The following is a 25,751-nucleotide window of genomic DNA, read 5'->3' on the forward strand; positions in this document are numbered from 1 at the left end:
AGCTATGGCTGAGGCACAGGGTCGTCGTCGGGCAAGTCGTCAGGTTTTATTAGCGTCGCTTTGGCTGGCGCTACTGATTTTAGTTGTAAAGGTGTGGATTGGTTGGGCAACGCAATCATTGAGCTTGCTGGCTGAATCGCTACAAACGTTGGTGAATGGGTTTAGCATTCTTCTGAGCACGATCGCGATCACGTCGCGCTATCCTGCCAGTCGAGAGGTTGGAGGGCACGGCAAGGTAGAGTCGGTGCTGGCGCTGTTGCTGGCTGCATTGATGGGGTTTGCCTGTCTGAGTTTGCTGGTGGTATCGGCGCAGCAATTGGAGGCGATCGCACAAGAAGCTAGCTGGTTGCCTGTGCGGGTAAACTCGCCGTTGCTTCAGCTTTTAGGCGTGGTTATAGCGACAAACTTTTGCCTTGCCTGTTTTCAGCGCTATGAAGCAGGGCTTTTGGAGAACAGCGCCCTACGTTTTAGCGCGGGTCATCTGTTTCAAGATACGTGGTTAATGCTGCCAGTGCTAGCTGGTTTAGTCGGTGTTGCGCGTGGCTATCTTTGGCTTGACCCAGTACTGGCAATGCTGCTGGTGCTGGCGGCAATCTGTAACTGTTGGCGCGTGTTTAATTGGCAGTTGCCATCGGTCATGCGGCAAATCGCGATCGCTCCCGAAGCTTTAGCCCAAACCATCCATCAGGTAGAAGGGATCACGCACTGCTATGGTATCCAGTCTCGCGGCGTAGTGGGTCGTCAGGTCTTTGTAGAAATGCGGCTGATTCTGCACCCAGAGTGCCTAAGCATTGCTCGTAGCATTGCCGAACGGGTAGAGCGGGCGATTCGCGATCGCTATGGTCCCGTTAAGGTGGTGATTTATATTGATAGCGATCGTCCAAAGAGTGATTAGACTCTGGCTCCTGACTGCTTCAGGTCATGAGGGCACCAGAGTTTTACCTGCACTACTATGTCAAGGCTCATTTATAAAAACAGGCGGTGAAGTCCAAGCCGCCTACTGCTTCACCAGCACGCCGAGTTCGCGTTGTATCGGCAGCACGTCTAACGTATCTTGCTGTGAGCAGTAGGTTAGGTCTTCGGTAATGCCCAGCTTTAGGAGCCGTTTACCGTGGGTTGAATGATGGAAGAGTCCCAGCAGATTGTCTTGCCATTGGCGGTAAAGGCTGACAGCCGCGATCGTCTCATCGTTCCCAGCAATCTGCTCAAGGGCAATACCAAGTTCGGCTTGCAGGCTATGGGCGATCGCGCCTGCACATACTGTATCTTCTAGCGAATAGCTGCCTTCCCATCCAGACCCAACAATCCAGACAACATCGGGCTGCTGTTGAACGAGGTGCTGCACCACAGCACGACGGTTGATTAACGCGGCTGCCAGAACGGTAGGAGCTGCTTCAATACGTTGAAGTGCCCGTGTGCCGTTTGTGGTACTGATAAACAGACGACGACCACTCACTCGCTCTGGTGTACAGTCAAGGGGTGAATTGCCAAAGTCAAAGCCTTCTACTTGTGAGCCGCCCCGTTCGCCAGCACGAATCCGTTTGTCGGGTGCCCATGTCTCGCTGACAGCCAGCAACTTGTCTAAATCGCTGAATGCCTGAACTGCCTCTGCGCCAGACCCCAACGCCGTTGCGATCGTGCTGGTAGCTCGCAAGACATCAACTGCGATAGCACAATCGGCGATTGTTGCAGTCGGCGTTAACTCAGGCGTATGGAAAACAAACAGTTTCATGAGGGTTCCGTAAAGTGAAAAGGAATAACAGGTGAAAGAGGCGCAGCCAAGAAGAATAGAGTAATTCTTAATAAAGCTTTAGAAGTTTAGCCTTACTGATAATAAATGAAAGCTTAGACACTTACGTTTTTGGTTCTCATATTGGCAGTTCGGGACACAGGCAGTTCTGAGTTTTGTGCCTCTGGCATTGATGATCAAGCAAAGAGCAACCAATGCTACCCGTCTTTTTAGTCGTAGATGGTACTTTCATTGCAACCGCCAAGTTTTTTGCAGCTCCAGCCATAAGCAAACGTCTTTGCACAGAGTGCTTGACCGTTGAGCGAATGCGCTGGCTCCTCTTGGCTGCTGTGTTCGCGTCTCTTTCCAGTTCATACCTTAAAATAAGCCAAATTTGTAAACAACCGTAATCAAACGGCTCGCTCCGGAGGAACTATGACAGATCGCCCCATTATTCTCGGCATCGTTGGCGATAGTGCTGCTGGTAAGACGACATTGACTAAAGGGATTGCTCAATTCCTCGGTCCTGAAAATGTGACCGTCATTTGTACGGATGATTATCACCGCTACGATCGCAAACAGCGTGCTGAACTTGGCATTACTGCCTTGCATCCAGACTGCAACTATCTGGATATCATGCAGCAGCATCTATCTCAACTCCGCACCGGGCAACCAATTCTTAAACCGATTTACAACCACAAGACTGGAACGTTTGACCCACCAGAATACATTAAGCCCAATAAATTTGTGGTGGCAGAAGGCTTGCTAGGCTACTCAACGCGGGGTACTCGCGGAGCCTATGACGTCAAGGTTTACCTTGCCCCACCCGAAGACCTACGGATACAGTGGAAGATCAAGCGAGACACCCAAAAGCGGGGTTACTCTGAAGAGCAGGTGCGGGCAGAAATAGTCAAGCGCGAACCTGACTCCGAAGCGTATATTCGTCCCCAACGACAATGGGCAGATCTGGTGGTCAGCTTTTATCCCTCGACTGAGGTGATTGATGGTAGCAATGGGCACCTCAATGTCCGTCTGGTACTTAGACCCAACATCCCACACCCCGACTTAACTCAGGTCGTAAGCACCGATGCTGTTCACTCTGACTCTGCCATCCGGTTGGGACTTGATCGCGATATGGGCAAACCCGTTGATGTGCTAGAAATTGACGGTCACGCTACCAGTGATCAGGTAACGAAGCTGGAGCGCTTTATCTGTAGCGACATCCCAAACTTAATTGATGCCTGCAATCGTGATATCCATTCTGAACTGGGTACAGTGACAGGCACTACAGGAGAAACACTACGAAGCTACCCTCTCGCCCTTACACAGCTACTAATTGCATACCATATGTTGAAAGCGACAAACGTTCATTAAGCATAAAGTTTAGTCGCCAAAGCTACAAACATCTAGCCTTCTACAACATCCTCTAAGCCGCAGATTGTCTACTACAGCATGGATTTAGGGGATAGGGATTTATACCTGCCCCCTCCTTTCACACAAGCGCTTTAGGCAGCATCACTATGTAGTTTCGGCAAGATGTTGGACGATTCTCTACGGACGACGATTTGTGCAGGAACACCTACTGCCACCGAGTACGCTGGCACATCACGCAAGAGGACAGCATTAGCGCCAATTTTTGCATGATGGCCGATCGCTACTGGACGAATGATTTTAGCGCCAGCACCAAGATCCACGTGTCCACCGATCGTCACACCACTCACAATGGTTACTTGCTGAAGAATCAGACAATTTGGACCAATCACTGCATCTGGATGAATCACAATCCCGTTTGGATGTGGGAGCAACAGTCCTCCTTGAATCTGACAATTTAGGGGAATATCTGCTGCTGTAACCACACTCCAGAACCGATGCTCTAGGACATGCCACTTTGTGCATAAGCGACCCACAATGCCGCCATGCTTCTGCCAATATTGGTAGCGACGAATTGACTTGAGGAGCTGTTGCCCTGGAGACCACCAGCGTAGGCATTGTTCACGGCTCCAATCTGGCTCTAATGCGGAAATATCTAAGAACATCATAAAGGTTGCAGGCGATCGATTCTTTCTCTAGCTTTACCCAGGTGAGAATAAGAAGGCACGCAAACCGGAGTCGCTTTCAACAAACGCTATGCTTTAGGGGTTTATATGAAAGGTTTGTATTTAAAAGACACCCTGTACGGATCAAATTGAGAGTTTGGTACAGCAAGTTCTAATGAAGTGAGTCATTGATTAATATGCATTGATGAAGGCATAGCCCTATTTAAGACCAAGCTGGAGGCGTTTACCCTGCTCCTGTAGCGTGGTCTCCTAAAGACATTTTTCGAGCGGTCATTGCAGATAGAGTTGTATAACGAAGTGCTGACCTAATTGCTTTACTGCCCCAGGTAAGCTTCTAGCACTTGGGCGTTGGTTTGAATTTCGGTAGGAGTGCCAACGGCGAGATTACGTCCTTCAGCAAGTACCCAGACCCGATCGCACAGGGACATAATCACATCCATATTGTGTTCAATGATCAGGAAGGTCAGCCCGTCGCGGTTCCAGGTGAGGATACGATCGCAAATTTGGTTGATCAGCGTTGGGTTCACGCCAGCGGCAGGTTCGTCTAACAAGATTAGTTTGGGTTGGCTCATCAGCGCTCGTCCCATTTCTAGCAGCTTGCGTTGACCACCCGACAACGATCCCGCGTATTCATGCGCCATATGTGCAAGACCGATCGAGTCCAAAATCGTCATTGCCTGTTCGCGCTGCTGGCGTGATTCGGCTGCAATTTGCTTTTGTTTAAACCAGGTGAACCAGAAATTCTCGCCCGTTTGGTGTTGAGCTGCCAGCAACATATTTTCTAGTACAGAGAGGCGTGATAGTACCCGTGCAACCTGAAAAGTGCGAATCATGCCGCGTTGGGCAATTTGATGTGACTGAAGGTGGTGAATCGGTTCGCCATCAAAGAGCACGCGCCCTTTGTCAGGATGAATGAAATTTGAGAGCAAATTGAAGAGGGTTGTTTTGCCAGCGCCGTTGGGACCGATCAGTCCAGTAATGCTGCCTTTGGACACTTCGATCGCAACCTGATCGACTGCCACCAGCCCACCAAAGCTTTTGATTAGCCCACTTGCTGCCAGAAGCGGCAGTTGCAGTTTAGCGGATTGCTCAATCGGTTCCACATCTGCCAAAATGTCTGCCAGGTCTTCACTGTCAGGATGACTCAAATGTTCTACAGGATCAATGGCATTGGGGTTTTTATCGACCAAGTGACAGTTCCTCCTTTTTGCCTAAAATGCCTTGTGGTCGCGCCATCATGAGCCCAATGAGCAGCAAGCCAATGACCATAATTCGGAAGGCTCCGGCTCTGCCTTCATCAAGCTGGGATGGAATGGCGGGAATGATCGCGTGGAGTGCAGGGGCGATCGCAGGCAGCAGAAACCGCGTCACTGAGTTATATGCCCAAAAGATAGCGGCTCCCAGCAGTGTGCCAGCATTGTTGCCAGCCCCACCCAGCACGACGATCGTCCATGCCTGAAAGGTAATGAGCGGGATAAAGCCATCGGGATTAATGAAGTTCAACTGCCATGCGTAAAAGGCTCCAGCAATGCCCGCGATCGCGCCACCCAGCATCAGTGCTTGCAGTTTGTACCAAAACACATTCTTGCCCAATGCTTTCGCAACGTCCTCATCTTCACGAATGGCTTTAAGCACGCGACCCCAGGGCGATCGCACCAGCGCTTCTAGCCGCCAATATACTAGCGCTAGCACACTTACCAGTACCAGCATCAGCCCTGCTTTGTAAGAATAGTTGTAGAGCGAAACGGCACCTGCCCAGTACAGTATCAAGCCCAGAAGCGCGGTAGAGATGCCCAGCGTCAGTTTGCCGATGCGCCCTGGTTGTTTGCCATTGCGGGTGTCTTTTTGCCCCAGGCGATCAAGCCGTCGCCACGTCCAGTGCCACAGTTGCCAGCCAGCCAGCCCAAAAATGACCGTCCAGATACCAATCATGCCAAGCTTACTAATGAAAGTAGGTCTGGTCAGCGCTTCTAGTGGTAGGGGATAGCTATAAACGCCGCGTGAGCCTTGCGTCAGCCATTCTTCGTTCAGCGCAATAAGGCGAATGACTTCAGACACACCGATCGTGACGATCGCCAGATAGTCTTCTCGCAGGCGCAGTGTAGACAGCCCAATCAGCAAACCCAGCAACGCTGACAGCCCTGCCCCAATCAGCACTGCCAAAAGAAGTGGTACGCCCTTCATGCTCAACAACACAGTGGTATAAGCGCCAACGGTCATAAAAGCAATGTGACCAAAATTAATCAGCCCCGTAAAGCCCCACTGCAAATTTAAGCCCAGGCTAAACAGGGCAAAGGTAGCAGTGAAGATCATCAACGAGACAAGATAACTGGGCGTAAAGAACAGCAGAATGCCGCTGAAATCGAGCATGAGCCATGTTAGCAAAGGGCGATTGAATCGTATCCTACCAGGCAAGTAGAACCAGTAGCGATCGATTCTATACGGAGCTTAACTGGATTTAACCGCTATAGTGAACTGCGATTCTAGTCCGTTGTTTGGGCATTCTGAGCTTATACGATCGCTATCTAGTCTGAACTTATTGGTCAGGGTCATCATGAGCCTTCTCAAAGATCGATTACATCGCCTTGTTGAGCAGTTAGCAGACGATGAACTGCTAGAGGTCTGGGCTGGGCTGTCTGAGTTCTACTGCGACTGTTATATGCTCAGGGCAACGCAAGCCTCGAAGGAAACCCTGAAGCCAGGAGATACGCTCACTCGTGAAGAAGCGCTTCGTTTTCTATCACTGCTGTAATGTGTTGCGATCGCCCTTATGAACGTTAATCAAGTGCCTGCCCAACCAGCTTTATCCCAAAGAATGTCCAGCTTTAAAGGGTTAGAAATCCGCTATGAGCGATCGTTTCTGCTCGATCTAACAAGCCTGGAGACTGCTGCCCAGAAAAGAATGCAGCAGTTCGTATTCAAAGATTTCACCAGCATTCAACAAGTGCACTCGCTACCGGGTTTTCGTGCCCTTGGCAGCAGCAAAATTTTCTACCGCTTCACGCTCGACCACTACCTCGTCAGCCTCGAAATCACTGGGCAGGTTGTCAAATTCTTGCGGCTATTGCCAAAACCAGAGCTTTGAGGAGAAAGGCAGGAGGCAGAAGGCAAAGGGCAGAAGGCTAAAAGGCTAAAAGGCTAACTGCTGACTGCTAGTAGCGAATCAACTCCAAACTCTCATCCCTTATCCTTTATCCTTCCTCTCTCCTCCCTCCCTTTCTTATTTCTTTCCAAAACCTCACGCTCCTAGCCCCACACCCCGATACACTGAACAGTGATGAACGTTAAGAGGCGTGAACCCCGCTATGGATGCTGCTGCACTCTGGCAACGCTACCAAGACTGGCTCTATTATCACGAAGGTTTGGGACTGTATTTAGATATCAGCCGGATGCGGTTTGACGATGCATTTGTGGCGACGATGCAGCCAAAATGCGAGCAGGCGTTTAAGGATATGGCGGCATTAGAAGGTGGCGCGATCGCCAACCCTGATGAAAATCGCATGGTCGGTCATTACTGGCTACGCGACCCTGACCTGGCTCCCACGCCAGCGCTCAAGCAAGAAATTACCGAAGCGCTTGACCAACTGGAAGCCTTTGCCAACAAAGTTCATGCCGGTGAGATTCGTCCACCTCAGGCAGCTAAATTTACCGATATTCTCTCGATCGGCATTGGTGGATCAGCTCTGGGACCCGAATTTGTTGCTGCTGCACTAGCACCCGAAGCGCCGCCACTGGCAATTCACTTTTTTGACAATACCGATCCGGCTGGCTTCGATCGCGTGTTTGAACGGCTGAGCGATCGTCTGAACAGTACGCTTGTCATTGTCATCACTAAATCAGGTGGCACTCCCGAAACTCGTAACGGCATGGTGGAAGCGAAGCAAGCCTTTGCTGACAAGGGCTTGGATTTTGCTAGACAAGCCGTTGCTATTACGATGCCCGGCAGCAAAATGGATGACTTGGCGCGATCGGAAGGGTGGTTGGCAACCTTCCCCATGTTTGACTGGGTAGGAGGACGCACATCAGAACTTTCTGCCGTTGGGTTGCTTGACGCGGCACTGCAAGGCATTGATATTCGCAGTATGCTGGCAGGCGCAAAAGAGATGGATGCTGCTACTCGTGTGCCCGACCTCAAAGCAAATCCGGCAGCATTGTTGGCGATCGCCTGGTACTTTGCAGGTAACGGCAAGGGCGAAAAAGATATGGTTGTGTTGCCTTACAAAGACAGCCTGTTGCTGTTTAGCCGCTACCTCCAGCAGTTGGTAATGGAATCGCTTGGCAAAGAAAAAGATCTGGATGGCAAGACGGTATATCAGGGGATCGCCGTTTACGGTAATAAAGGCTCGACTGACCAACATGCTTACGTGCAGCAGTTACGTGAAGGCGTACCGAACTTCTTTCTAACCTTTATCGAAGTGCTGAAAGACCGCGAGAAACCGTCTGTAGAGGTGGAACCTGGTGTTACTGCCGGAGATTATCTCTCTGGACTACTGCAAGGTACGCGGCAAGCGCTCTACGAAAATCAGCGCGATTCCATCACGGTTACCCTGCCTGACGTGTCTCCTCGATCGATCGGCGCCTTAATTGCGCTGTACGAAAGAGCCGTGGGCTTGTACGGCTTTCTTGTCAACATCAACGCGTACCACCAGCCAGGGGTAGAGGCGGGGAAGAAGGCAGCAGCAGCCATCCTGGAACTGCAAATGGAAGTGGTAGAAGCGCTAGAGCAGGAAGGTGCGCCACTGTCACTACCCGCCTTAGCAACAGTTCTCGGTGCTACTGACCAAACTGAGACAATTTACAAGATTGTGCGCCACCTGGCTGCTAATCAACAGGGTGTTGTACTGGAAGGCAACCCAAATGATCTGTCGAGCTTAAAGGCAAGCTTAAGCTGAAGCAGCTCTAACCGTGGCAGGATAGGCGATCGCAGGCAGGTGATTGTAAAATTCTTGTTCGCGATCGCTTATTTATGCCCCACAGATAAAGCTAAAACCGATATATTTTAGTTTTATAGCGCTTTTCTAAAAATGTAATCAAGGTTTGGACACGCTAACAGCAGCTTTTGTATGCCTCTCACAATCCTGGTTGCGGATGATGACTTAGGGACGCGGCTATCGATCGGTGATTACCTGCAAACGATCGGATACCTGGTTGTTTCGGCTGAGAATGGTCAGGAAGCGCTCAAGCTGGTTGAGGAATACCAGCCGCACCTCGTTGTCACCGATATCACCATGCCACAGATGGACGGCTACGAGTTAGTCAGCCGTATCCGTCAGCGTCCGACTTCGCGACTTTTGCCCGTAGTGTTTCTAACAGCGCGTAATGACACGCAGGAGCGTATTCGCGGCTATCAGGCAGGCTGCGATGTCTACCTCTCCAAACCCTTTGAACTGCAAGAGTTAGGTGCAGTGGTGCGAAACTTGCTAGAGCGCCTGCAAATGATTGAGCGAGATTGGCGCTTTACTAGAGGCGATGCTGCACAAAGCCGTGAGACTGAAGCCGCAAGCGAAGCACGCTTTTCGTCGTCGCTCAAGTCACATACTGATCGAGAAGAGGCAACACGTGTAGCAGCACTCTCGATCGCTGTTGCCGCACTCAACCTGACACAGCGCGAACATGACGTGCTGAAAATCTTGTCAGATGGGCACTCAAATATGCAAATTGGCGAACATCTGCACTTGAGTCCGCGTACAGTCGAAAAATACGTCAGCAGCTTACTTCGCAAAACGGATACCAGCAATCGTGCTGAGCTTGTCCGCTTTGCGATGGATAACCGTTTGGTGGAGTAGTGCGAGCCGGAAGGGCGTAGGGGAAGCATAAAGAGCAGGGGCGGCAAGGGAAGCAGGGTGTAATTGAAAGGCTCTTCATGAGGGTAAAGCCTTACACAATTCAAACGTCCTCTCTTGCTTCCTCTGCTCCTGTGCCTTCCTTCTCTCCTCCGCCTTCCTCCGCCTCGCCCTCGCCCTCGTCCTTACACTCCCAACGTTAAGGTCCAATTATTTAGCGTTCCTGTGTCGCCTTCTGCCGCATCGACAACGCGCAGTTGCCAACGCCCTTGAGCGGGTTGGTTGAGGAAACGTCTTAGTAAAGGGGTCGTTTGCAGCGTGTAGGTGCTTTGGAGGCGAGTGCTGCGTCCGAGGCTGCGGCTTTGCAGTAAAACGGTTTGATTGGCAGGTGAGATCAGGCTGATTTGTAAATCGCCTAGAAAGGTATGGTCGATCGCCACGCTAATTTGAATTGATCGCACGGTGCCAGTCTCTGCAATCTGAATTGTGCTGGTAAGTCCCTGAGGATTGTTATCGGGAATAGCGACACTGGTAGTATTTTGCTGCTGGATTTGGCGAGAGGACGCGATCGCTGCCGCTGCCTGCCGCTGCACGGCTGCCTGTACTGCTTTGGCAGCATTTACTTTGCCATAGCCAAACCAGTCGCAGCGTCCGCTTGCCTCGTAGGTGCCCTTGCGGAAGCCAAACTGAGGATCGGGGTTAGGATCTACAATTTTGTCTGCTGTTTGTTGCAGTAACTGCCTGACCTCTGCGGCTGTTAAATCGGGGTTTGCTGACAGCACCAGCGCTGCCACTCCTGCTACCAATGGACAAGCGCTAGAGGTGCCACCAAAATCGATCGCATTCTCATTGGCGGAATAACCTGTTGCACCGACGCGATCGGTCGTTACAATGCCCAATCCGGGCAATGCCCCTCTAATCTGCGGTGGTGTGAAGACGTAACCCGTTTCTTGCAGCCCTACGCCAGGCGGTGCGTTGTTGCTAGGCGCACAGACAGACACTTCTGCACCCCAGTTGCTATACGCAGCTTTCCGGTTGAGGCTCGTCGAAGCAGCAACCGTGATTACATCTGGATGCACGGTAAAGCCGCCTAGCCAGGACGTTGGACCACTCAGCGCATTATTGGGCCAGCCACTTTCATCAACACTGCCATTGGTCGGACGGTTAGCGTTCCCGGCTGCGAAGACAATCACGCAACCTTTACCGTTGCGTCCAGTCGTGGCAGCCTGAGTTAGAGCAGCGCGTTGCCGCAGCGAGAGCGGAAAGTAGACGGATGCCGGACCCCAGCTACAGGAGATGACCGATGCGCCTTTGGTCACTGCCCAGCCGAACATCTCTTCGATCGTCTGATCATCCAAAAAGCCGGTGGTGCGAATGGGCATGAGCGCGCAGCCAGGCGCAACACCAACGGAACCCACCCCATTTTCCTCAGCCGTGGCAACACCAGCACAAGCAGTACCGTGATTGTCGTCAGGATCACCGGGCAGCGGCAAAAAGTCATTTTCCTTAAAGTCGCGGGGAGCTACAATTTTGCCAATGCCCTGAAAGTCTGGATGTGATACATCTACCGCATCATCCATAATCGCGATCGTCACTGATCGAATGCCTCGCGTTAGATCCCAAGCTTGTTCAGCCGAAACGTGAGAATTGGGTGCCAGATCAGCGCCGCCATTGTGGTTGAGGTGCCACTGTTTAGCATAGATGGGGTCACGAGGACGATAGAGAGCTTGCGTTCGCACAACAATATTTGGTTCTGCCGTCAGCACCTCCGATCGCTGCATCAAGCGATTGGCAATTTTCAGGGGGTTTTCCTGTGCGCTAGCCGTCGTCTCAAACAAGAAGGTATTCGGCACACCCGCGATCGGTTTCACCTGCTGCAACCCGATCGCTGTAGTGATTTGCGCGATCGCTTCTGCCGTTACGGAGGCAGCAAACTGAATCGTGATCTGATCGGTTAAATAAAGCCGCGAGCCTGGATCATCTTTTAACTGATAAACATGGCTGGCATAGTTCACTACATCGGCATCACGCACCTGCTGCATCACCGCATCGCGCTGTGCCGGGTCTACTCGAATCTCTGTAAGTTTAACGGGGGCACGCTCGGGGCTAACATCGGCAGGCAACGGTTGGATGAGACCCGCGATCGCGGCTTTGTCTACTGCATTCACCGTAAAGCGATCGTTCACTTTTTCTAGCAACAGTTCTTCGCCACCACGCTGCAACACTTGGCTGAAGCTTGACTCGGGCATCCCTCCACCCTGATTTCCTGGCGAATTGACTGGCGTTTGGTCAGACATTAAAACACCTCATTGAAAAGCTGCAAGAGGGTATTGGCGATAGGGTGTAGCGACGCTGCACTACAGCCCACACTGCAATCCCTGCTTTGTTTAACATAGACAAAGCTCTACGGATGACTCAAAAGACCACATAGGCGCAGAGTCACCCTGCAATGGTAATATACTCACAGTTTTGATACAGTTGTGTTTCTTCTGTTTCTGCAATTAGATTTAGAGCTGCCCATGGAATTCTTTGGAACTACTCGCTTTTTCCGCACTGCGGGAGTAATCTCCCTTTCTCTTTTGGCGGCTGCCGTGTTGCTAAAGCCTGCAAGCGGTTTCGCTCAAGCTTTGCCAGCGAGTCCCGACCGGGCGCAGCCGATCGACCCTAACGACCCAAGCATTCTGCGTCCGACGGATCAAGATGCAGGTCTGCTCAGTCAGCAGGGCGGAAAGCGCCTAATGGCTGATGCCGACAAAGCTGTTTCTGCTCAGAACTATCCCACTGCCATCAAAAAACTTCAGGATGCGCGTCAGGTTTTCAATCAGTTGTCTAACTTCTACCAGGAATTAGCAGGCAGTTTTTCTGGCATTGATAACCGCATTGCCGATACCCAGCGGCGTAAAGCGTTGGAGTCTGCCGAAATGCGTGATCAAGCCACCTATCAGCTTGCGCTAGTGCATCGGGCGCAAAATCAGCCAGAACTAGCAGTTCCCCTGCTGGTGCAAATTATTCGCAGTCAACAGCCTACTCGCAGTCTGGGGCAAAAAGCTTACCAGCAACTCCTTGAGCTAGGTTTTGTAGATGCTCCGTTTCCTCGCCCTCGTGCTGATCAACCAAGTGCAGCACCACGTTAATAGTAGATTGGTTCATAGAGCTTGATTGGCATTACCGTTGGTGGAATAGGGTGCCTGCGATCGCGTCTGTCTTCAACCTTATGCGTCATTAACCCAACGAGACTTAGCTTGGCACTGAACGTTAGACTAGAGTTACGCATATCAGTATTGGTTAAGGAGAGCAAATGATTAGCCCCGATCAGGTTGAAACCATGATCAAAGCTGTACTACCCGATGCCCAAGTTCAGGTGTTGACGAGCGATGGTGAACATTACGAAGTGACAGTTGTGTCATCGCAATTTGACGGTAAACGCCTGGTACAGCAGCATCAGTTGGTGAATAAGGCAGTCCAGCAGCATCTACTTAGCGGGGCAATTCACGCCATGGCGATCAAGACTTATACCCCTCATGATTGGGCGATCGCCAGCCAAGCGGTTTGAATTGTGTCACCGATCAGCTCTTTTTAAGCTTCAGTCCTCTTGCACACCTCACCCCTCCAAACCTTATGACTCCCGAAACTCAAGCGCGGCTCGAAACGCTCATTAAGCAAAACAAAATCATGGTCTTCATGAAGGGCAATAAATTAATGCCCCAATGCGGCTTTTCTAACAACGTTGTGCAAATTCTTAACACGCTTGGCGTACCTTTCGAGACAGTGGATGTGCTTGCTGATGATGAGATTCGTCAGGGTATTAAAGAATACTCCAGCTGGCCCACCATTCCTCAGGTCTATGTCGATGGTCAGTTTGTTGGTGGCTCTGACATTTTGATCGAACTTTATCAAAAAGGCGAACTGCAAGAAATGGTTGAAGTCGCAATGGCTTCCTAGAATTTTGTTGAGCAGCGTCTTGAAGCAACGCTAGAATTTTTTGTACAGCCTTTAAAGGTTGGGTTGATTGTTCAACCCAACCTCTTTGTGTGCTGGACCTCAAGACCCAATGACTGAATAATGCCTGCTTTAGACATCGTCATGCATGCAGCCAACGCAAATAATCCTCTTTGAACCAGATGAAATGCAAGTTAGCGTAATCTCCGATACCCACGGGCTGTTGCGCCCTGAAGCGGTAGATGCCCTGGCAGGCTCTGAACTGATTCTCCATGCAGGCGATATTGGCAAGCCAGAGGTGCTGGATGGTTTAAGAGCCATTGCACCTGTGATTGCAGTACGGGGCAATAATGACAAAGGTTCATGGGCAGAGGCAATTTCTGAGCATGAAACTGTTGAAATCGCAGGCGTTTCACTCTACCTGTTGCACATCCTCAAAGACTTGACGATCGATCCACAACTTGCAGGAATCCAAGTGGTTATTAGCGGACATTCCCATAAACCGCTAGTCGAAGAACACAACGGTGTTCTCTTTCTTAATCCAGGTAGTGCAGGACCGCGAAGATTTAAGCTTCCCGTTACGCTAGCTCATCTGCATCTTAACGGCACAGAAATTCGGGCTCAAATTGTTGATCTGAACGTTTGATTTGCCAATGTAACGTGACTTTTTGTTTGTCGTAACTAGCTGGGCATAGTTATTTGCAAGAGGCATTTCGACTGCGCTCAATGCTCTCAGTCTTATGTGTAAGCGGGTTGAGCGCAGTCGAAACCCGGTCTCTCAGTAGTGCTTAATTTAGCCATTCTACATAGTGTCGGCGTTTCAGCATTCGCACTGGGCGACAATTGCCCAAAGTTACTCCTTAATGCCCAGCATTTACCACAGGCGGAACTGCATTCCTTTAATAATCAGCAAGTTGCCAGAGTCGAATGCTTGCCGTCAACCGCTATAATCCAAACATTTCTGCGAGGGTATCATGCAACAGTTCCTTGCGGCTGCGGCAGGTGGTGACATGACCTGGATGCCGCCGCCTAATGCATCACAAGACGAGCCGCTGATTTTATGGTTAAAGCCACGATCGTCCCTACGCTGGCAGCCCTACACTCAGTTTCCTTCGTTGATGCAACCGGATGCAGACGAAGACACACTGCGTTCTCAAGGGCTGGCAACGATGCAGTTTTTGAAAGCACGGGGCTGGCTGATGGTCGCGCCACCACTGTAATTTCTTACGTGTGATTTCTTACGATCGTGACAGAACCTTTATCCCAGCACATAGAGCTTATCGCCCTTTCGTCCAAGCGAGATTGTCTCTAGCCTGCGACTTATCTCCTGAATCTTGGTCTCTATGCCATCTTCAGTTTCCCCCAAACTTCCCCCAATTTCTGCTCTTTTAGCTGAAATCAGCCCAAAGAACCTAGTTTGAGTGAGTCAAGTTGAAGGGCTGAAAAGTCGATAGGACGGGACGGAGAGGGGGAGATTCGAACTCCCGTTGGGTTGCCCCAAACCTGATTTCGAGTCAGGCGCATTCGACCACTCTGCCACCTCTCCATAAGGGGCTTAGTTTTTGGTTGTTGGTTAGTCAACAGCAAAAAACTAACGGCTAGTAATCTATTCTACAGGGCAGAGGGCGAGTTTTCTTGCGATTCTAAAGTTGTCTTAAAGCCATTGATGGGTGTCCACTGAAGTGCTCCATCGCGTCCAAGCGCATAAACCTGAGTACCAAGCTGGCGGAGTTGAGCTTCAGTTTGGGGGTATAGCTGGGTAGTGGCGATCGCCACTTGTGGTCGTAGTGCTGCCACGACGTCTGGCTGTAGCTGTTGACCAAACCACCAAAGCACCTGCGTCTTTGGCAAGCGACCAGATTGAAGGAGTGTCTGCTGCTGCTCTAGCGATAGGCTTCCCAACAGTGTCCAGGTTTGCTGCCGCAGTTGTAGTGAGGCAATTAGCGGCTCTGTACTCAATAGTTTGAACTGGCTAGAGCCAATTTGCGCTGTCTGTCCTGCTGCCAGTAGAGTGGGTTTTACCGTCAGCGTAGTGTCCTGAATGAGGTTTTCCTTGACGGTGTACAACTGCTTAATGGGTAGACGTTCTGCCACTTTGCCCCAGCCGCCTGGTCGTTTTGAAGGACGATCGGTGGCAATTGCCCACGTAAGCTCATTCACCCCTGCTTTTTGTAGAAATGGCAGCACAGCAAAACCAGCAGTAGATGCATCCCCACTATTGATAAGTGCCGCGCGTCCAGACTCTTGCAGCACCATCACAGGTTGTCCCGTAGTGGCTAACAGCGTCAGGCGAAACATTGCAGCACTTGCCTGCCATGCCGGAAACACCACCAGCCCGATCGCCAGTAGTAGCGCTACCCACCATCGCTTGCGCCACCAGGGTTGAAGCCAAGTCAGGGATAGCAAGCAGTAAAGTACGATCGCCGCCAACGCTGAAATGGTGCCTACTGCATAAGCATTGCCTGGCAACTGGCTGAACCCATCGACAACAAGCATGAGTGCTTGGGCTGGATACTTCAACAGCCACGCCAACGCGCTACCGGCGGGTGACCAGATCAACGCTGCCAGAGCACTAATCATGCCGCCAATGCTGAGAATCGAGATCAGTGGCGTAGTGATTAAGTTGACAAGAATGCTGTAGGGCGACAACACACCAAAAGCAGCAAGTTGCAGCGGTAACGTCCATAGATAAGCGGCGATCGGAACGGCAAAGAGGGGCGCGATCGCGCTGGGCATCCAATCCAATCGTTTCGTCAGCGGTGGCACCGTTACCATCAGCCCCATCGTTGCCAAAAAACTGAGCTGAAAGCCGAGATTCCAGAGCCACAAGGGGTTGAACAGGAGTAAGAGAACGCCTGCCACCAATAGCGCTCCCAGCGGCTTCACTTTGCGTTCCATCACTAATGCCACTAACCCACCAAAGCCCATAACAGCGGCTCGTAGCACGGCAGGCTGTATGCCAGTGAGTCCGACGAAAACCAATAGAGCTGTTGTGCCTGCAACAAACTGCACCTTTGCCGAAAAGCGACGGGTTAACGCCAACACAACACCCAGAATCAATGAAGACTGGAAGCCGGATGCTGCTAGCGCATGAGCTAATCCTGCCTGAGTAAATTGATCTTTCAAGTCAAACGGAAGATCAACACCTCGGCTACCCAAGACCATCGCGCTGACCAAAGCTCCAGCAGGACTACCGAGCCAGAGCATTTGCGATCGCACCACCCGTTGCCGTATTTGCCACCAGCCCCAGCGCGATCGCTCTTCCAGCACTTCAGCTTGCTTGCTCCGCATCCCTGCAAAGCAACCCTCTTGCCTGAGATAGGCTTGAAAGTCAAAGCCACCCGGATTCGTTGCAGGTTGGGGTAGATAAAGGGCACCCGTCATTTGCACGCGCTGCCCTGGATGGAGTCCCGTTGCTTGAAGGAGTGGCACCGTTACATAGAGCTTGCCAGTGGGTGCTTTTTCCTCCACATATTGCACTTCACCACTGACCGAATTGACCTGCCGGACTTCCAGCCAGAATTGTGCCTTTTGACTACGGGTTAAGCGGGGCACACTATCGAGATCGCCAATCACTACCCATTCTTGCTTAGGCGCATTTGCAGTCGGAATCAAGCGGCTGATATCCGTTATGGCGGGCTGGGGGGTTCTAAACTGGCAATACAGGCTGGCAAAAAGTCCGAGCAATCCAGCTAGCAGCCAGACCCATGATTTGGGTGCCGATCGCCAGACACGCTTGATGCCGAACGATAGCCCAACACCCAGCACCAGTAACCCGTAGCCGCCCCAGGGAAGCTTCGCTACTAGCAAACCCAGAATGTAGGCAAGACTCAACACTACTGCACCCGTTGCAGTCATAACGCACCCCAAAGCCAGCGAGAAAAACTACGCTAAGAGTGCCCAATCTGTTACTGATGCCGGACATAACGGTAAAGCGATTAGAGTGAGGATAAGCTTTACAGGTTTCTCAGAAACGTCGCACGTTGGTTCAAAGGTCAAAGTAATGCAGCGATCGATTTTAGGAGTTTTGTTGGCGCTCGCCTTATTCGTCATAACAAGCTGTAATCTGGCATCTTCTCCACCCCTTCCAAAACGCTCCCCCAACAGCCCAACTTCAACATCTAGCACCCCTCCTCAAGCGTCTCTTGCAAGCCAGCCACCTCAAGTCAATTCCACACGTTTGTTTGAGCATATCGAAGCGTTGAACTTTGAGCGTTTTGAAAGCAGCGATCGCGATCGTGCCCGTCGCTATCTGGTTCAAACGTTGGCAGACTTTGGCTGGAAACCACAACTGCAAGTCTTTGAGGGGGGTGTGAATGTCTTTGCTCAACGTCCTGGTATAACGGCTGACGCGGATGCGCTTTTGGTGAGCGCTCACTACGACACGGTACAAGGATCGCCCGGTGCAGATGACAACGGCAGCGCGATCGCTGCGACCTTAGAAGTGGCTCGTCTATTAGGTTCTCGTTCTACTGAGCGCCCTTTATGGCTTGCTTTTTTCGATCGTGAAGAGACTGGCTTGCTAGGCAGTCTCAATTTCACATCGCGTCCTGAAAATTTAGTGAACCTGGCTGGCGTAGTGAATCTAGAAATGATGGGCTATGCCTGTTACACGTCCGGATGCCAGAAATATCCTGAAGGCTTACCTGTGGTGAAATTGCTGGGCGATCGTGGTGACTTTCTAGGCGTCATTGGCGATCAGGAGCATTTACCATTGCTAAATGCCTTCCAGATGTCTGCTTCGACTTCACCAACGCAGCCCAAACTGCCAGCTATTATCACAGTGCCGATTCCCCTCAAAGGTTTGCTGACTCCAGATGTATTGCGGAGTGACCATGCACCTTTTTGGGCAAGGAATATTGGCGCAGTGATGGTTGGCGATACGGCAAACTTCCGCAATCCCCACTACCATCAGCCTAGCGATACACCAGAAACACTCGATCGCGCGTTCCTTGCTGGAGCAACACAACGAGTGGTAAATGCTGTCACAACGTTATTGGATAGCCGAGACGCTCTGACAACGACAGCGAACTGATCTGGATCACGCTCTGATCGTAGAATTGTCACATTGTACGACTCAGTTCAATCACCAGGCAGACCTCGGTACAACCGCATACTAAACAGTATCGAGTTGCCCCAAAAAACATGGAAGCCCAAGTGTTGTCTCCCTCCCTTCAAGATGTTGTGACCCGTATTCTGACCTCTCGCTGTATTACTCGCGTTGACCAACGGTTGCTGGTTTCATTAGCAAAGTTGAGCCGTGATGAACAAGCCTTGCTGAATGAAGTCTTCGATCGTTTACGTCGAGGTCTTTTGCGAGTCGTTGATTAATTAGAAACCATACGCTGCTCCCTCGCCCCGTGGGTCCGCTGCCCCTTCAAGGGTCCCATCGGCAGAACGGATGATCGCCTGAGCATTGCCCCATGTGTTACCTTCTGCAATGGTATGCCCCCGCTGACGAAGATTGTCTAAAGTGAGGCGGTCAAGACCGTTGCGTTCAACCCGGAGCTGATCGGGTAACCACTGATGATGCAGGCGCGGAGCTGCGATCGCCCGTCTAGCATCCATGTCATAGACCAACACATTTAGCACGACTTGCAGGACGGTGGTAATGATGGTGCTGCCACCAGGAGCGCCCACTACTAAGCGAAGTTGATCATTTTCAGTAACGATCGTAGGTGTCATGCTAGACAGTGGTGTTTTGCCTGGGGCGATCGCATTAGCTTCACCGCCGACCAGACCAAAGGCATTCGGCACACCAGGAGCGATCGCAAAATCATCCATTTCGTTGTTGAGAATGAGCCCTGTACCTGGCACTACAACGCCAGAGCCAAAGCCAAGGTTGACCGTGAAGGTGAGACTCACGGCATTGCCTGTGCTATCCACCACACTAAGATGACTGGTGTCGTTAGATTCTTTGCCCAGCCGCTTGAGGGTTTCTGGGTTAGCTGCTTGTACCTGACTAGACGGTTTAGCTTTTTGCGGATCGATATCCTGACGACGCTGTTTGGCATAGGCAGGGTTGATCAAGGCTTCAACGGGCACCTTTACAAAATCAGGGTCGCCTAGATGCACCGCACGATCGGCATAGGCAATCCGCATGGCTTCCACCAATAAATGCAGTGCATCAGGACTGTGCCACCCCATCGCCTTAAGATCGGTATCACCTAAAAGGTTAAGGATTTGCAGCAGATGCACACCACCCGAAGATGGCGGCGGCATTGAGCAAACACGCGCCGCTCGAAAGTTGCCGCAGACCGGATCGCGCCAAAGGGGGCGGTAGCGCTTCAAATCAGCTAGTGTGATTAAACCCTTATTCGTAGCCATGTCACGGGCGATTGTCTCTGCCAGTTTTCCTGTGTAAAAATTTTGAGGATCAGCCGCTACTTGAGTCAGCGTTTGTGCTAAATCTGCTTGCACCAGACGATCGCCTGCTTGCAACGGCACACCATTCCGAGTAAAAATCTGGCGAGCAGCAGGATTTTGCTGAAGTGTTTTTTGCTGGGCGATCGCCGCTGCCAGGCGCCAACTTACTGGAAAGCCTTTCGCTGCCAATTGTGTAGCCGGAGCCACCACAGCCTTCCAGGGTAGCTTGCCATAGCGGCTCTGCACCTCATAAAGTCCGGCGATCGTACCTGGTACACCAACCGCTAGATAGCCATCGGTGCTTGCATTGGGGCGTACTTTCCCTTGAGCATCCAGATACAGCGTACGGGTGGCTGCCAGTGGTGCCCGTTCACGAAAATCGAGCGCCTTCACTTCGCCTGTAGAACCCAACCGCAGCAGCAAAAAACCGCCGCCACCTATACCAGCTGAGGCTGGCTCTACGACGGAAATCGCTAGAGTCGTTGCCACTGCTGCATCGATCGCATTTCCACCTTTTTGCAGCATAGTGAGACCCGCTTCACTTGCTAACGGGTGTGCAGAAACCACCATGCCCTTTTTGGCACGATCGGGATAGGGAAAGGCTTCTCCACTCTGACTGCCGACAAACAGCACCATCAGGCAAACCAGCGGCATTGCCAGTTGTCTAGGCTTAACCAATCGCTTCATTCCTCAGCCCTCTTTCATCCAGCATTGCTTCTTACACCCTACACTGTTCGGCTGACCGCTTACTGCAAAACCTCGCCCCTCTGCGACCCCAAATAAAAAGACCCCTGACATTGCTGTCAAAGGGTCATTTCCGCACACAACCAAGGAGAAACACATGAACAACTTAAGGAGACGTACTGCACGCCTTTGCCCGATCGCTAACGCACCGAAACAAGCTCTCGATCAATATGAGACGGCAACGCTTCTTGAGGCACTGAAGTCAACGCGAGTTCTGGATGCTCAATCTGAGGGAACCGATTAAGAAACTCAGCTTCAGTAGGTTCGATAGCGTGGGAACGGCGCACCTTAAAGGAAAGAGCGATCGCAAATAACCCCATGATGCCGCTCAAACCTACCACATCGACGTAATCAAGCGGTTGCCGATTCGAGGTCTCTGGCAGACTTGCGCTAGCAGAGCGGTCGCTAACATCTGGCTGGCGCAACATCTGGCTCAGACCCGCCTTGCCGTCAGCTAGCGGACACGCTTGAGTAGCGATGGAGGAACCAAAGAGAAGCGTAACTGCAACAATGGAAGCGGGCAGGATGACTGATAGAGGGGGGCGTAATCGAGTCATAGCCTTGTTCGAGTGAAGGTTGTGATGATTATGGGCGAGTCGCTGCTATGAAACAGGCTAATAGGATACAAAAGAGCAGAAGTCTTGCAAAAAACTGAGGGCTAAAAACCAAAGGTCGCCTAAAGATGCAGCGGCTTACCGTCCATGCAGGGACAGGGTTGATAAAAGTTTGTCGCTATTCAGAAGCGCTACTGATCGCGATGCAAAACTGAAAGGGCAGCGGGCTCACTTGAGAAAGGACAAGGGGTAACTCTTATCGGCTGCGAAACCAAGAATACCTGGATCGCGGTGTTCGTAGAGTAGATTTCCCTGAGCATCAAACAGAAAGGTCGCGCCCCGTTGAGTGAGATAGGCAGCATCAGGAACATAGGTTTTCCAGTGGCTCAGCACTTCTGCCATGTTGCGTAGTCGTAGGGTTGCTAGTTCAAACGGACGTTGAAAACCTTTGCCACCTGCCCACTGAAAGAACTCACCCTTGATAGGTGGCAGCGGGGTTGCCTGGACAACTTCATCATCTGCAATGAGTTGCGGTGCACGGCGATCGCCCCGATACCCTCGCAACACTTCAGCCAGCGTGCCAGGGCTACCAATGCCAGCGCACATCAGCACCAGATTTAACCAGGCAGTCTGAGCCGTCGATAAAGCGGGCAGTTTTAAAGCAAGTCCGGGATACAGGTTTAAGCTTTGATGCAGTTCTGCCGTTGGATCGACAAATAAACGGTCAGAGGGGAACCCCGTATAGGCGCAAAATTGTTGTCCAGCCGCGCGATCGCCAATGCCAACGGCTCGGATGCTGATATCCTGGGCTTGGAGCCGTCCGCGTTCCCGTTGCAGCCACCAGGCATATTCGAGACTATCAAAATCTCCTAGCTGCGGCCAGATCAGCACCAACTGCCGAGCGGTTGCTTCGCACGGCTCCAAAATGGGTACGACAGCGCCATCACTCACTCGTTGACGCTTAATCTGGCTTAAAAGGTTGTAGGGCATTATAAGCGTGCAGGCGTTTGGGCAAAGAGCATACCTCGAAAAGTATAAGCGGCTAACCAGTTGATGACTACTGGGTAATGTCAGCAGGCTATTGTCCCTACCACTTCAGCCAGTACTACTAATCCTCCTGCTCCAGGCTTGGGTCGATCGCCCTTTACGTCAATTTCTTGCTGCGGAATGCTCAAGTCATATCTGTAAATAAATGATCGTTCATACCTACGGATGATCACAGCGCGATCACAGCTAAAGCATAGCGAGTCTCTTTTTGCTTAGATTCGGAAAATAGAAGGGCGGTAGCTTTGCATAAAAGCATAGAGTTGATATATTTTTATCACCATAGAAAAGTTGGATAGCAGGGAAACTCAGCCGCAGTTTAGATTTGGTTTTTGGCGCGATCGTACATCAAAATTGAGATACTTAAATTTCAATGTTTAAAGTAAAGTTGCAATTTTCAAAGTTTCTAGCATTGTTGCTGGTCGTCTACTTTACCCTCTTCACGGTATATGTAGCAAATTCTCAACAACTGCCTTTAAGTGAAAATCAACCTCCAATATCTGCTGGAGAGACCTCTAAGTATAAATTAGCAAGCGAGGTGCTGCCAGCAATAGGAATTGCAAGAAGATACGATATGCATTTTGACCATTTGATGGGCATTTTGATTGGTAGGGGTGACGATGTTGAGCTTTACGCAAGATTTAGGAAGATGTTTGCGAAAAAAATTGGGTGGAAACACTTCAAAGAAGCTTATGCAGCAAGACTACAAGCCGATTTTTCGGAAGATGAATTAAAGGAACTGTTAAGTTTGTCAAAGCAGCCTTTGATGAAAAAGTTGTTGCAGTCTGAAGTCAAAGCATACCTAGATACATCGAAACAAAGATTCAAAATGGGATTTGATTTGTGGAACAATTATAACAACGGCAAGATAAGTTTGCCGTCAGACTAAAATTACAGCTAAATCAGAAGGGACATAACAAATTGTTGGATCGGGCAATATTGAAGCGTTTCGCTATTGCTTTAGAGACACTTTGTTGATGCTCTCAGCCATTAGTCTGCATCTATTCATGCTTTAAGAAACGCAAATCCCTGTAAGTTTTTATGCTATTTCCTGCATCTTCCTTCTATTTTGGAAACTACTCTCTCTATCTTGCCAATGCGGGGATTCCACTGTTTTCTCAGAGCGTATTCTATCAAATTCTCCTACTGATTCCGGTTGTTGCGATCGAAGCTTTTGTTTACAAGAAACTACTTAAAACTACTATTAAGAAAGCAATTTTAGTTGCTCTTGGTACAAATTTCTTGTCAACAATTGTTGGAGGGTTGCTTGTTTTATTACCTATTGGAGCATTTGTCGGCACTATAATTTTTGGATCAACTGTGCCAGTGCAACCGGGTTCTTTTCCGTTCCCGCCCTTAGAAATTATCGTTACGCTGATTCCGATGTTTTTATTTTCTGTTGTGCTGGAATCATTGATCGGTCGTTCTAGATTCAAGGCAGTTGAGCAAGGAAAAGTGAAGCAATCATTTTTGCTGGCTAATGCTTTTACTTACTTAATGCTTGAGGTCTTAGCTATTACCCAACTCATCAAAGGATATATTGAAGGGCGTGGCTAAGGTAACTACTGTGAAGTGAGAGCCGATCTATAAGGATTATTACGGCAAGCTAGCAATCCCGTTGCACACTATTCTGAAAGCTTACTAACCATAAGTGAACGGGATATTAAGTGATTAAAGTAGCTTTAACTGCGATCGCTCACCTCAAGCATGGAACATCTCAAGCCACGGCGGGAGGCTTGGACTGAAGAAGAGCGATCGATGTCCCCAATGACGTTGTGAAATCGTCTCCAATTAGACTATGGAGCATTAAGCTCAAACACTACAAGCCGTTGCATTAGATTCTTCATTAAAAGATTCTTCATCGAAACTAATGAGCGCTATGTATTCTGGATTGGCTAACAGAGCTTTAGTGACTAGAAAAGCTGCGATCGTCCACGTTTGGTATTTTCTAGCTTCTTTGCCAATCAGTCTGCCATTCCTATCGTCGTAATATTCAGGCCATTGATCATCCAACAAGCGTTGTTCAGCAATTGCTAGGGCTCTGTGTGCGAGTTCTACCTTTCCAGTTTTCAAAGCTGCAGCGGTTAAAAGCCAGAGCAAAACGGGCCAGTTGCCACCATTGTGGTAAGACCAGGGAATATTCTTCGGGTCAGAGCCAGTAATGGTGCGCCAGTCTTGCCCCTCAACGGCTGGGAAGCAAATTTTCATCGGCATATAGCCCACTAACTCCTGCCAGCGCTGTTCCAGCAACGCCATGATTGCCTGAGCTTGTGATGCCGTTGCTAACGAAGCGATGATTGCCATCAAATTCCCCAGTCCAAAAAAGCGAAAATCAATTTGTCCCGGTCCCAGGTTTCCAGCCAAGTAGCCGCCTTTTCCCATAAGCCACTCAATTGACCAGGGTGGGATGGTGTCTGAGTAGACATTAAAGCGATTCACTGCCAGTGCACCGAATTCATCACCCTTATAGCGGTAAATTTCATTCAGGCGTTTGAGGTCAAGCCAGTAATATTTCCGCACGTGATAGGTCAAGTGGCTTAAACGGGTCTCGATTGCTTGAAGGTAGGTGCTGCCAAAACCACTGGGTAGCAAAAGTTCTCGTGCTGCCCGCAGAGCCGCATAAAATAGCGCTTGAATTTCCAGTGGATAACCGTAGACTCCCATGCGTCGATCGATCATAAACGAGCCATCAGGCACTAAGAGCGTGGGGAACATATCAAAGCGAGCTTCCAAACAAAGCTGCAAAATCAAATGAATTCCATGTTGGAAATCAGGTCTGTGAGCCAGCTTCAGATCGCCCGTCGCTTTGACGTAAGCTCGTAGCAGAATCAACCACCAGAAGCAGGAATCGATCGGAGCAACTTGTGCGATCGCCTGCTCGCCAAAGTCAGCCGTTAGATATTCTTCGCCCTCTCGCTCAACAACTTTAAAGCTGGCAGGAAATAGCCCCTGCCCTGGTTGAAAGCATTCTAGCTGCGGTTCACGGCTTTGCAGCCTCAGCACCTCCATCAAAAAATTGCGTACAATCTCTGGCTTACCCTGCATCAGAAAAAATAAACCTGAGGAAACAAAATCTCGCACAAAGCATTGATCATAATTGAGTGCCGCTGCTTCAGGATCACGAGCAGCAACAGTGCCAACGGGCTGCCCCCGATAATAGAGGATTGCGTTTTCAAGGGCTGCGTAAGCCTCTTTCACCAAGGTATTTTCTGCCAGCATACAGCTACTCTTTAACTAATCAAATAACCAGCACTCCAGCTCTCATCCTTCATCTTTTACTACTGCTCCTGGTCGTTCCAAAGCAACCACTCAGCTATCAAGATCTTTTGTAGCTTCGTATTGATAGATGTTGCGATCGCCCCTGGTACCACGTTGTTAAGCTAATGCCCAGGGTATCTAATTCTACTGCCAGATTGCAGATAAACAACTTCATACCGCCCTTGCTAACAGTACACGAGAGGCAAGTTGGGAAAGGGAAGATCCTTATACACAGAGCTGATATTGATATCTTGCCAGGGCATTTAGTTTCCAACAA

At 50.4% G+C, this 25,751-nt stretch carries 25 protein-coding genes and 1 tRNA gene; 15 read left to right on the forward strand and 11 right to left on the reverse strand.

What is annotated here, in order from left to right; all coding sequences use genetic code 11:
• The first annotated feature begins 4 nt into the window (after positions 1-4).
• Complete coding sequence (locus H6F76_RS13605; RefSeq protein WP_190452123.1) at positions 5-895, forward strand: cation diffusion facilitator family transporter; 891 nt, start codon at positions 5-7, stop codon at positions 893-895.
• Positions 896-997: 102 nt separating this feature from the next.
• Here the strand turns inward: H6F76_RS13605 and H6F76_RS13610 are convergent, their stop codons facing one another.
• A complete protein-coding gene (locus H6F76_RS13610) occupies positions 998-1,732 on the reverse strand; it encodes a 2-phosphosulfolactate phosphatase family protein (protein WP_190452125.1) in 735 nt (244 codons plus the stop codon).
• Between the two features lie 432 nt (positions 1,733-2,164).
• On the opposite strand from H6F76_RS13610, the gene H6F76_RS13615 reads away from it, so the two are divergent.
• Positions 2,165-3,103 (forward strand): phosphoribulokinase, encoded by a 939-nt coding sequence (locus H6F76_RS13615; protein ID WP_190452127.1) that lies wholly within the window; start codon positions 2,165-2,167, stop codon positions 3,101-3,103.
• Between the two features lie 131 nt (positions 3,104-3,234).
• Here H6F76_RS13615 and H6F76_RS13620 read toward each other — a convergent pair whose 3' ends face one another.
• The 3 genes from H6F76_RS13620 to H6F76_RS13630 all read right to left on the reverse strand — a co-directional run bounded on the left by H6F76_RS13620 (position 3,235) and on the right by H6F76_RS13630 (position 6,156).
• Positions 3,235-3,765, reverse strand: coding sequence for a serine acetyltransferase (locus tag H6F76_RS13620; RefSeq protein ID WP_190509039.1), 531 nt, complete (start codon positions 3,763-3,765; stop codon positions 3,235-3,237).
• Between the two features lie 335 nt (positions 3,766-4,100).
• The gene (locus tag H6F76_RS13625; protein ID WP_190509040.1) at positions 4,101-4,862 is read right to left on the reverse strand and encodes an ABC transporter ATP-binding protein; all 762 of its coding nucleotides are present in this window, start codon (positions 4,860-4,862) and stop codon (positions 4,101-4,103) included.
• Positions 4,863-4,965: 103 nt separating this feature from the next.
• Complete coding sequence (locus tag H6F76_RS13630) at positions 4,966-6,156, reverse strand: branched-chain amino acid ABC transporter permease (RefSeq protein WP_190508872.1); 1,191 nt, start codon at positions 6,154-6,156, stop codon at positions 4,966-4,968.
• Between the two features lie 184 nt (positions 6,157-6,340).
• Between H6F76_RS13630 and H6F76_RS13635 the strand changes: the two genes are divergently transcribed.
• The 4 genes from H6F76_RS13635 (at position 6,341) to H6F76_RS13650 (ending at position 9,572) form a co-directional block, all read left to right on the forward strand.
• Positions 6,341-6,538: a hypothetical protein gene (locus H6F76_RS13635; protein WP_190452133.1), complete on the forward strand. Its 198-nt coding sequence runs from the start codon at positions 6,341-6,343 to the stop codon at positions 6,536-6,538.
• Between the two features lie 18 nt (positions 6,539-6,556).
• On the forward strand, positions 6,557-6,871 hold the full coding sequence (locus H6F76_RS13640) for a cytotoxic translational repressor of toxin-antitoxin stability system (RefSeq protein WP_242036633.1): 315 nt from the start codon (positions 6,557-6,559) through the stop codon (positions 6,869-6,871).
• 220 nt (positions 6,872-7,091) lie between these two features.
• Positions 7,092-8,678, forward strand: a complete 1,587-nt coding sequence (locus H6F76_RS13645) for a glucose-6-phosphate isomerase (RefSeq protein WP_190508874.1) — start codon at positions 7,092-7,094, stop codon at positions 8,676-8,678.
• 171 nt (positions 8,679-8,849) lie between these two features.
• Positions 8,850-9,572 carry a DNA-binding response regulator gene (locus H6F76_RS13650; RefSeq protein WP_190452135.1) on the forward strand — a complete coding sequence of 241 codons (723 nt, stop codon included), beginning with the start codon at positions 8,850-8,852 and terminating at the stop codon, positions 9,570-9,572.
• Between the two features lie 182 nt (positions 9,573-9,754).
• Here the strand turns inward: H6F76_RS13650 and H6F76_RS13655 are convergent, their stop codons facing one another.
• Complete coding sequence (locus H6F76_RS13655) at positions 9,755-11,866, reverse strand: S8 family serine peptidase (protein WP_190508876.1); 2,112 nt, start codon at positions 11,864-11,866, stop codon at positions 9,755-9,757.
• Positions 11,867-12,088: 222 nt separating this feature from the next.
• Between H6F76_RS13655 and H6F76_RS13660 the strand changes: the two genes are divergently transcribed.
• The 5 genes from H6F76_RS13660 to H6F76_RS13680 all read left to right on the forward strand — a co-directional run bounded on the left by H6F76_RS13660 (position 12,089) and on the right by H6F76_RS13680 (position 14,728).
• Entirely contained in the window at positions 12,089-12,703 is a 615-nt protein-coding gene (locus H6F76_RS13660) for a hypothetical protein (protein ID WP_190452138.1), read from the forward strand.
• Positions 12,704-12,867: 164 nt separating this feature from the next.
• Complete coding sequence (locus H6F76_RS13665; protein WP_190452140.1) at positions 12,868-13,122, forward strand: BolA/IbaG family iron-sulfur metabolism protein; 255 nt, start codon at positions 12,868-12,870, stop codon at positions 13,120-13,122.
• Positions 13,123-13,187: 65 nt separating this feature from the next.
• Positions 13,188-13,511: a Grx4 family monothiol glutaredoxin gene (grxD, locus tag H6F76_RS13670; RefSeq protein ID WP_190452142.1), complete on the forward strand. Its 324-nt coding sequence runs from the start codon at positions 13,188-13,190 to the stop codon at positions 13,509-13,511.
• Positions 13,512-13,695: 184 nt separating this feature from the next.
• Complete coding sequence (locus H6F76_RS13675; protein ID WP_190509042.1) at positions 13,696-14,154, forward strand: metallophosphoesterase family protein; 459 nt, start codon at positions 13,696-13,698, stop codon at positions 14,152-14,154.
• A gap of 328 nt (positions 14,155-14,482) precedes the next feature.
• Entirely contained in the window at positions 14,483-14,728 is a 246-nt protein-coding gene (locus tag H6F76_RS13680; protein ID WP_190452144.1) for a hypothetical protein, read from the forward strand.
• 241 nt (positions 14,729-14,969) lie between these two features.
• Here H6F76_RS13680 and H6F76_RS13685 read toward each other — a convergent pair.
• A tRNA-Ser gene (locus H6F76_RS13685) sits at positions 14,970-15,054 on the reverse strand.
• A 65-nt stretch (positions 15,055-15,119) separates the two neighbouring features.
• Positions 15,120-17,366 (reverse strand): ComEC/Rec2 family competence protein, encoded by a 2,247-nt coding sequence (locus H6F76_RS13690; protein WP_190508878.1) that lies wholly within the window; start codon positions 17,364-17,366, stop codon positions 15,120-15,122.
• A 145-nt stretch (positions 17,367-17,511) separates the two neighbouring features.
• Between H6F76_RS13690 and H6F76_RS13695 the strand changes: the two genes are divergently transcribed.
• Both H6F76_RS13695 and H6F76_RS13700 read left to right on the forward strand, forming a co-directional pair.
• Positions 17,512-18,543, forward strand: a complete 1,032-nt coding sequence (locus tag H6F76_RS13695) for a M28 family peptidase (RefSeq protein WP_190508880.1) — start codon at positions 17,512-17,514, stop codon at positions 18,541-18,543.
• Between the two features lie 110 nt (positions 18,544-18,653).
• Entirely contained in the window at positions 18,654-18,839 is a 186-nt protein-coding gene (locus H6F76_RS13700; protein WP_190452229.1) for a hypothetical protein, read from the forward strand.
• On the opposite strand, the gene ggt is transcribed toward H6F76_RS13700, so the two are convergent.
• The 3 genes from ggt to H6F76_RS13715 form a co-directional block, all read right to left on the reverse strand.
• Positions 18,840-20,561, reverse strand: a complete 1,722-nt coding sequence (gene ggt / locus H6F76_RS13705; RefSeq protein WP_190508882.1) for a gamma-glutamyltransferase — start codon at positions 20,559-20,561, stop codon at positions 18,840-18,842.
• A 197-nt stretch (positions 20,562-20,758) separates the two neighbouring features.
• A complete protein-coding gene (locus H6F76_RS13710) occupies positions 20,759-21,175 on the reverse strand; it encodes a hypothetical protein (protein ID WP_190452232.1) in 417 nt (138 codons plus the stop codon).
• Positions 21,176-21,400: 225 nt separating this feature from the next.
• Entirely contained in the window at positions 21,401-22,165 is a 765-nt protein-coding gene (locus tag H6F76_RS13715) for an AhpC/TSA family protein (RefSeq protein ID WP_190509043.1), read from the reverse strand.
• Between the two features lie 424 nt (positions 22,166-22,589).
• On the opposite strand from H6F76_RS13715, the gene H6F76_RS13720 reads away from it, so the two are divergent.
• Together H6F76_RS13720 and H6F76_RS13725 are read left to right on the forward strand one after the other, a co-directional pair.
• Positions 22,590-23,105: a DUF2059 domain-containing protein gene (locus H6F76_RS13720; protein WP_190508884.1), complete on the forward strand. Its 516-nt coding sequence runs from the start codon at positions 22,590-22,592 to the stop codon at positions 23,103-23,105.
• A 152-nt stretch (positions 23,106-23,257) separates the two neighbouring features.
• Complete coding sequence (locus tag H6F76_RS13725) at positions 23,258-23,773, forward strand: hypothetical protein (RefSeq protein ID WP_190508886.1); 516 nt, start codon at positions 23,258-23,260, stop codon at positions 23,771-23,773.
• A gap of 255 nt (positions 23,774-24,028) precedes the next feature.
• Here the strand turns inward: H6F76_RS13725 and H6F76_RS13730 are convergent, their stop codons facing one another.
• Positions 24,029-25,435, reverse strand: a complete 1,407-nt coding sequence (locus H6F76_RS13730; protein ID WP_190508888.1) for a glycoside hydrolase 100 family protein — start codon at positions 25,433-25,435, stop codon at positions 24,029-24,031.
• Positions 25,436-25,751: the final 316 nt, after the last annotated feature.

This window comes from Leptolyngbya sp. FACHB-321, assembly GCF_014695975.1.
Classification (GTDB): domain Bacteria; phylum Cyanobacteriota; class Cyanobacteriia; order Leptolyngbyales; family Leptolyngbyaceae; genus Stenomitos.

Excerpts from the sequence above, each read along its gene's own strand:
- H6F76_RS13700 (WP_190452229.1), top strand. The coding sequence starts at position 18,654 with ATGGAAGCCCAAGTGTTGTCTCCCTCCCTTCAAGATGTTGTGACCCGT.
- H6F76_RS13620 (WP_190509039.1), bottom strand. The coding sequence starts at position 3,765 with ATGTTCTTAGATATTTCCGCATTAGAGCCAGATTGGAGCCGTGAACAA.
- H6F76_RS13720 (WP_190508884.1), top strand. The coding sequence starts at position 22,590 with ATGTTTAAAGTAAAGTTGCAATTTTCAAAGTTTCTAGCATTGTTGCTG.
- H6F76_RS13640 (WP_242036633.1), top strand. The coding sequence starts at position 6,557 with ATGAACGTTAATCAAGTGCCTGCCCAACCAGCTTTATCCCAAAGAATG.
- H6F76_RS13650 (WP_190452135.1), top strand. The coding sequence starts at position 8,850 with ATGCCTCTCACAATCCTGGTTGCGGATGATGACTTAGGGACGCGGCTA.
- H6F76_RS13610 (WP_190452125.1), bottom strand. The coding sequence starts at position 1,732 with ATGAAACTGTTTGTTTTCCATACGCCTGAGTTAACGCCGACTGCAACA.
- H6F76_RS13730 (WP_190508888.1), bottom strand. The coding sequence starts at position 25,435 with ATGCTGGCAGAAAATACCTTGGTGAAAGAGGCTTACGCAGCCCTTGAA.
- H6F76_RS13665 (WP_190452140.1), top strand. The coding sequence starts at position 12,868 with ATGATTAGCCCCGATCAGGTTGAAACCATGATCAAAGCTGTACTACCC.
- H6F76_RS13660 (WP_190452138.1), top strand. The coding sequence starts at position 12,089 with ATGGAATTCTTTGGAACTACTCGCTTTTTCCGCACTGCGGGAGTAATC.
- H6F76_RS13635 (WP_190452133.1), top strand. The coding sequence starts at position 6,341 with ATGAGCCTTCTCAAAGATCGATTACATCGCCTTGTTGAGCAGTTAGCA.
- H6F76_RS13645 (WP_190508874.1), top strand. The coding sequence starts at position 7,092 with ATGGATGCTGCTGCACTCTGGCAACGCTACCAAGACTGGCTCTATTAT.
- H6F76_RS13690 (WP_190508878.1), bottom strand. The coding sequence starts at position 17,366 with ATGACTGCAACGGGTGCAGTAGTGTTGAGTCTTGCCTACATTCTGGGT.
- H6F76_RS13725 (WP_190508886.1), top strand. The coding sequence starts at position 23,258 with ATGCTATTTCCTGCATCTTCCTTCTATTTTGGAAACTACTCTCTCTAT.
- H6F76_RS13675 (WP_190509042.1), top strand. The coding sequence starts at position 13,696 with ATGCAAGTTAGCGTAATCTCCGATACCCACGGGCTGTTGCGCCCTGAA.
- ggt (WP_190508882.1), bottom strand. The coding sequence starts at position 20,561 with ATGAAGCGATTGGTTAAGCCTAGACAACTGGCAATGCCGCTGGTTTGC.
- H6F76_RS13615 (WP_190452127.1), top strand. The coding sequence starts at position 2,165 with ATGACAGATCGCCCCATTATTCTCGGCATCGTTGGCGATAGTGCTGCT.
- H6F76_RS13655 (WP_190508876.1), bottom strand. The coding sequence starts at position 11,866 with ATGTCTGACCAAACGCCAGTCAATTCGCCAGGAAATCAGGGTGGAGGG.
- H6F76_RS13630 (WP_190508872.1), bottom strand. The coding sequence starts at position 6,156 with ATGCTCGATTTCAGCGGCATTCTGCTGTTCTTTACGCCCAGTTATCTT.
- grxD (WP_190452142.1), top strand. The coding sequence starts at position 13,188 with ATGACTCCCGAAACTCAAGCGCGGCTCGAAACGCTCATTAAGCAAAAC.
- H6F76_RS13710 (WP_190452232.1), bottom strand. The coding sequence starts at position 21,175 with ATGACTCGATTACGCCCCCCTCTATCAGTCATCCTGCCCGCTTCCATT.
- H6F76_RS13605 (WP_190452123.1), top strand. The coding sequence starts at position 5 with ATGGCTGAGGCACAGGGTCGTCGTCGGGCAAGTCGTCAGGTTTTATTA.
- H6F76_RS13695 (WP_190508880.1), top strand. The coding sequence starts at position 17,512 with ATGCAGCGATCGATTTTAGGAGTTTTGTTGGCGCTCGCCTTATTCGTC.
- H6F76_RS13680 (WP_190452144.1), top strand. The coding sequence starts at position 14,483 with ATGCAACAGTTCCTTGCGGCTGCGGCAGGTGGTGACATGACCTGGATG.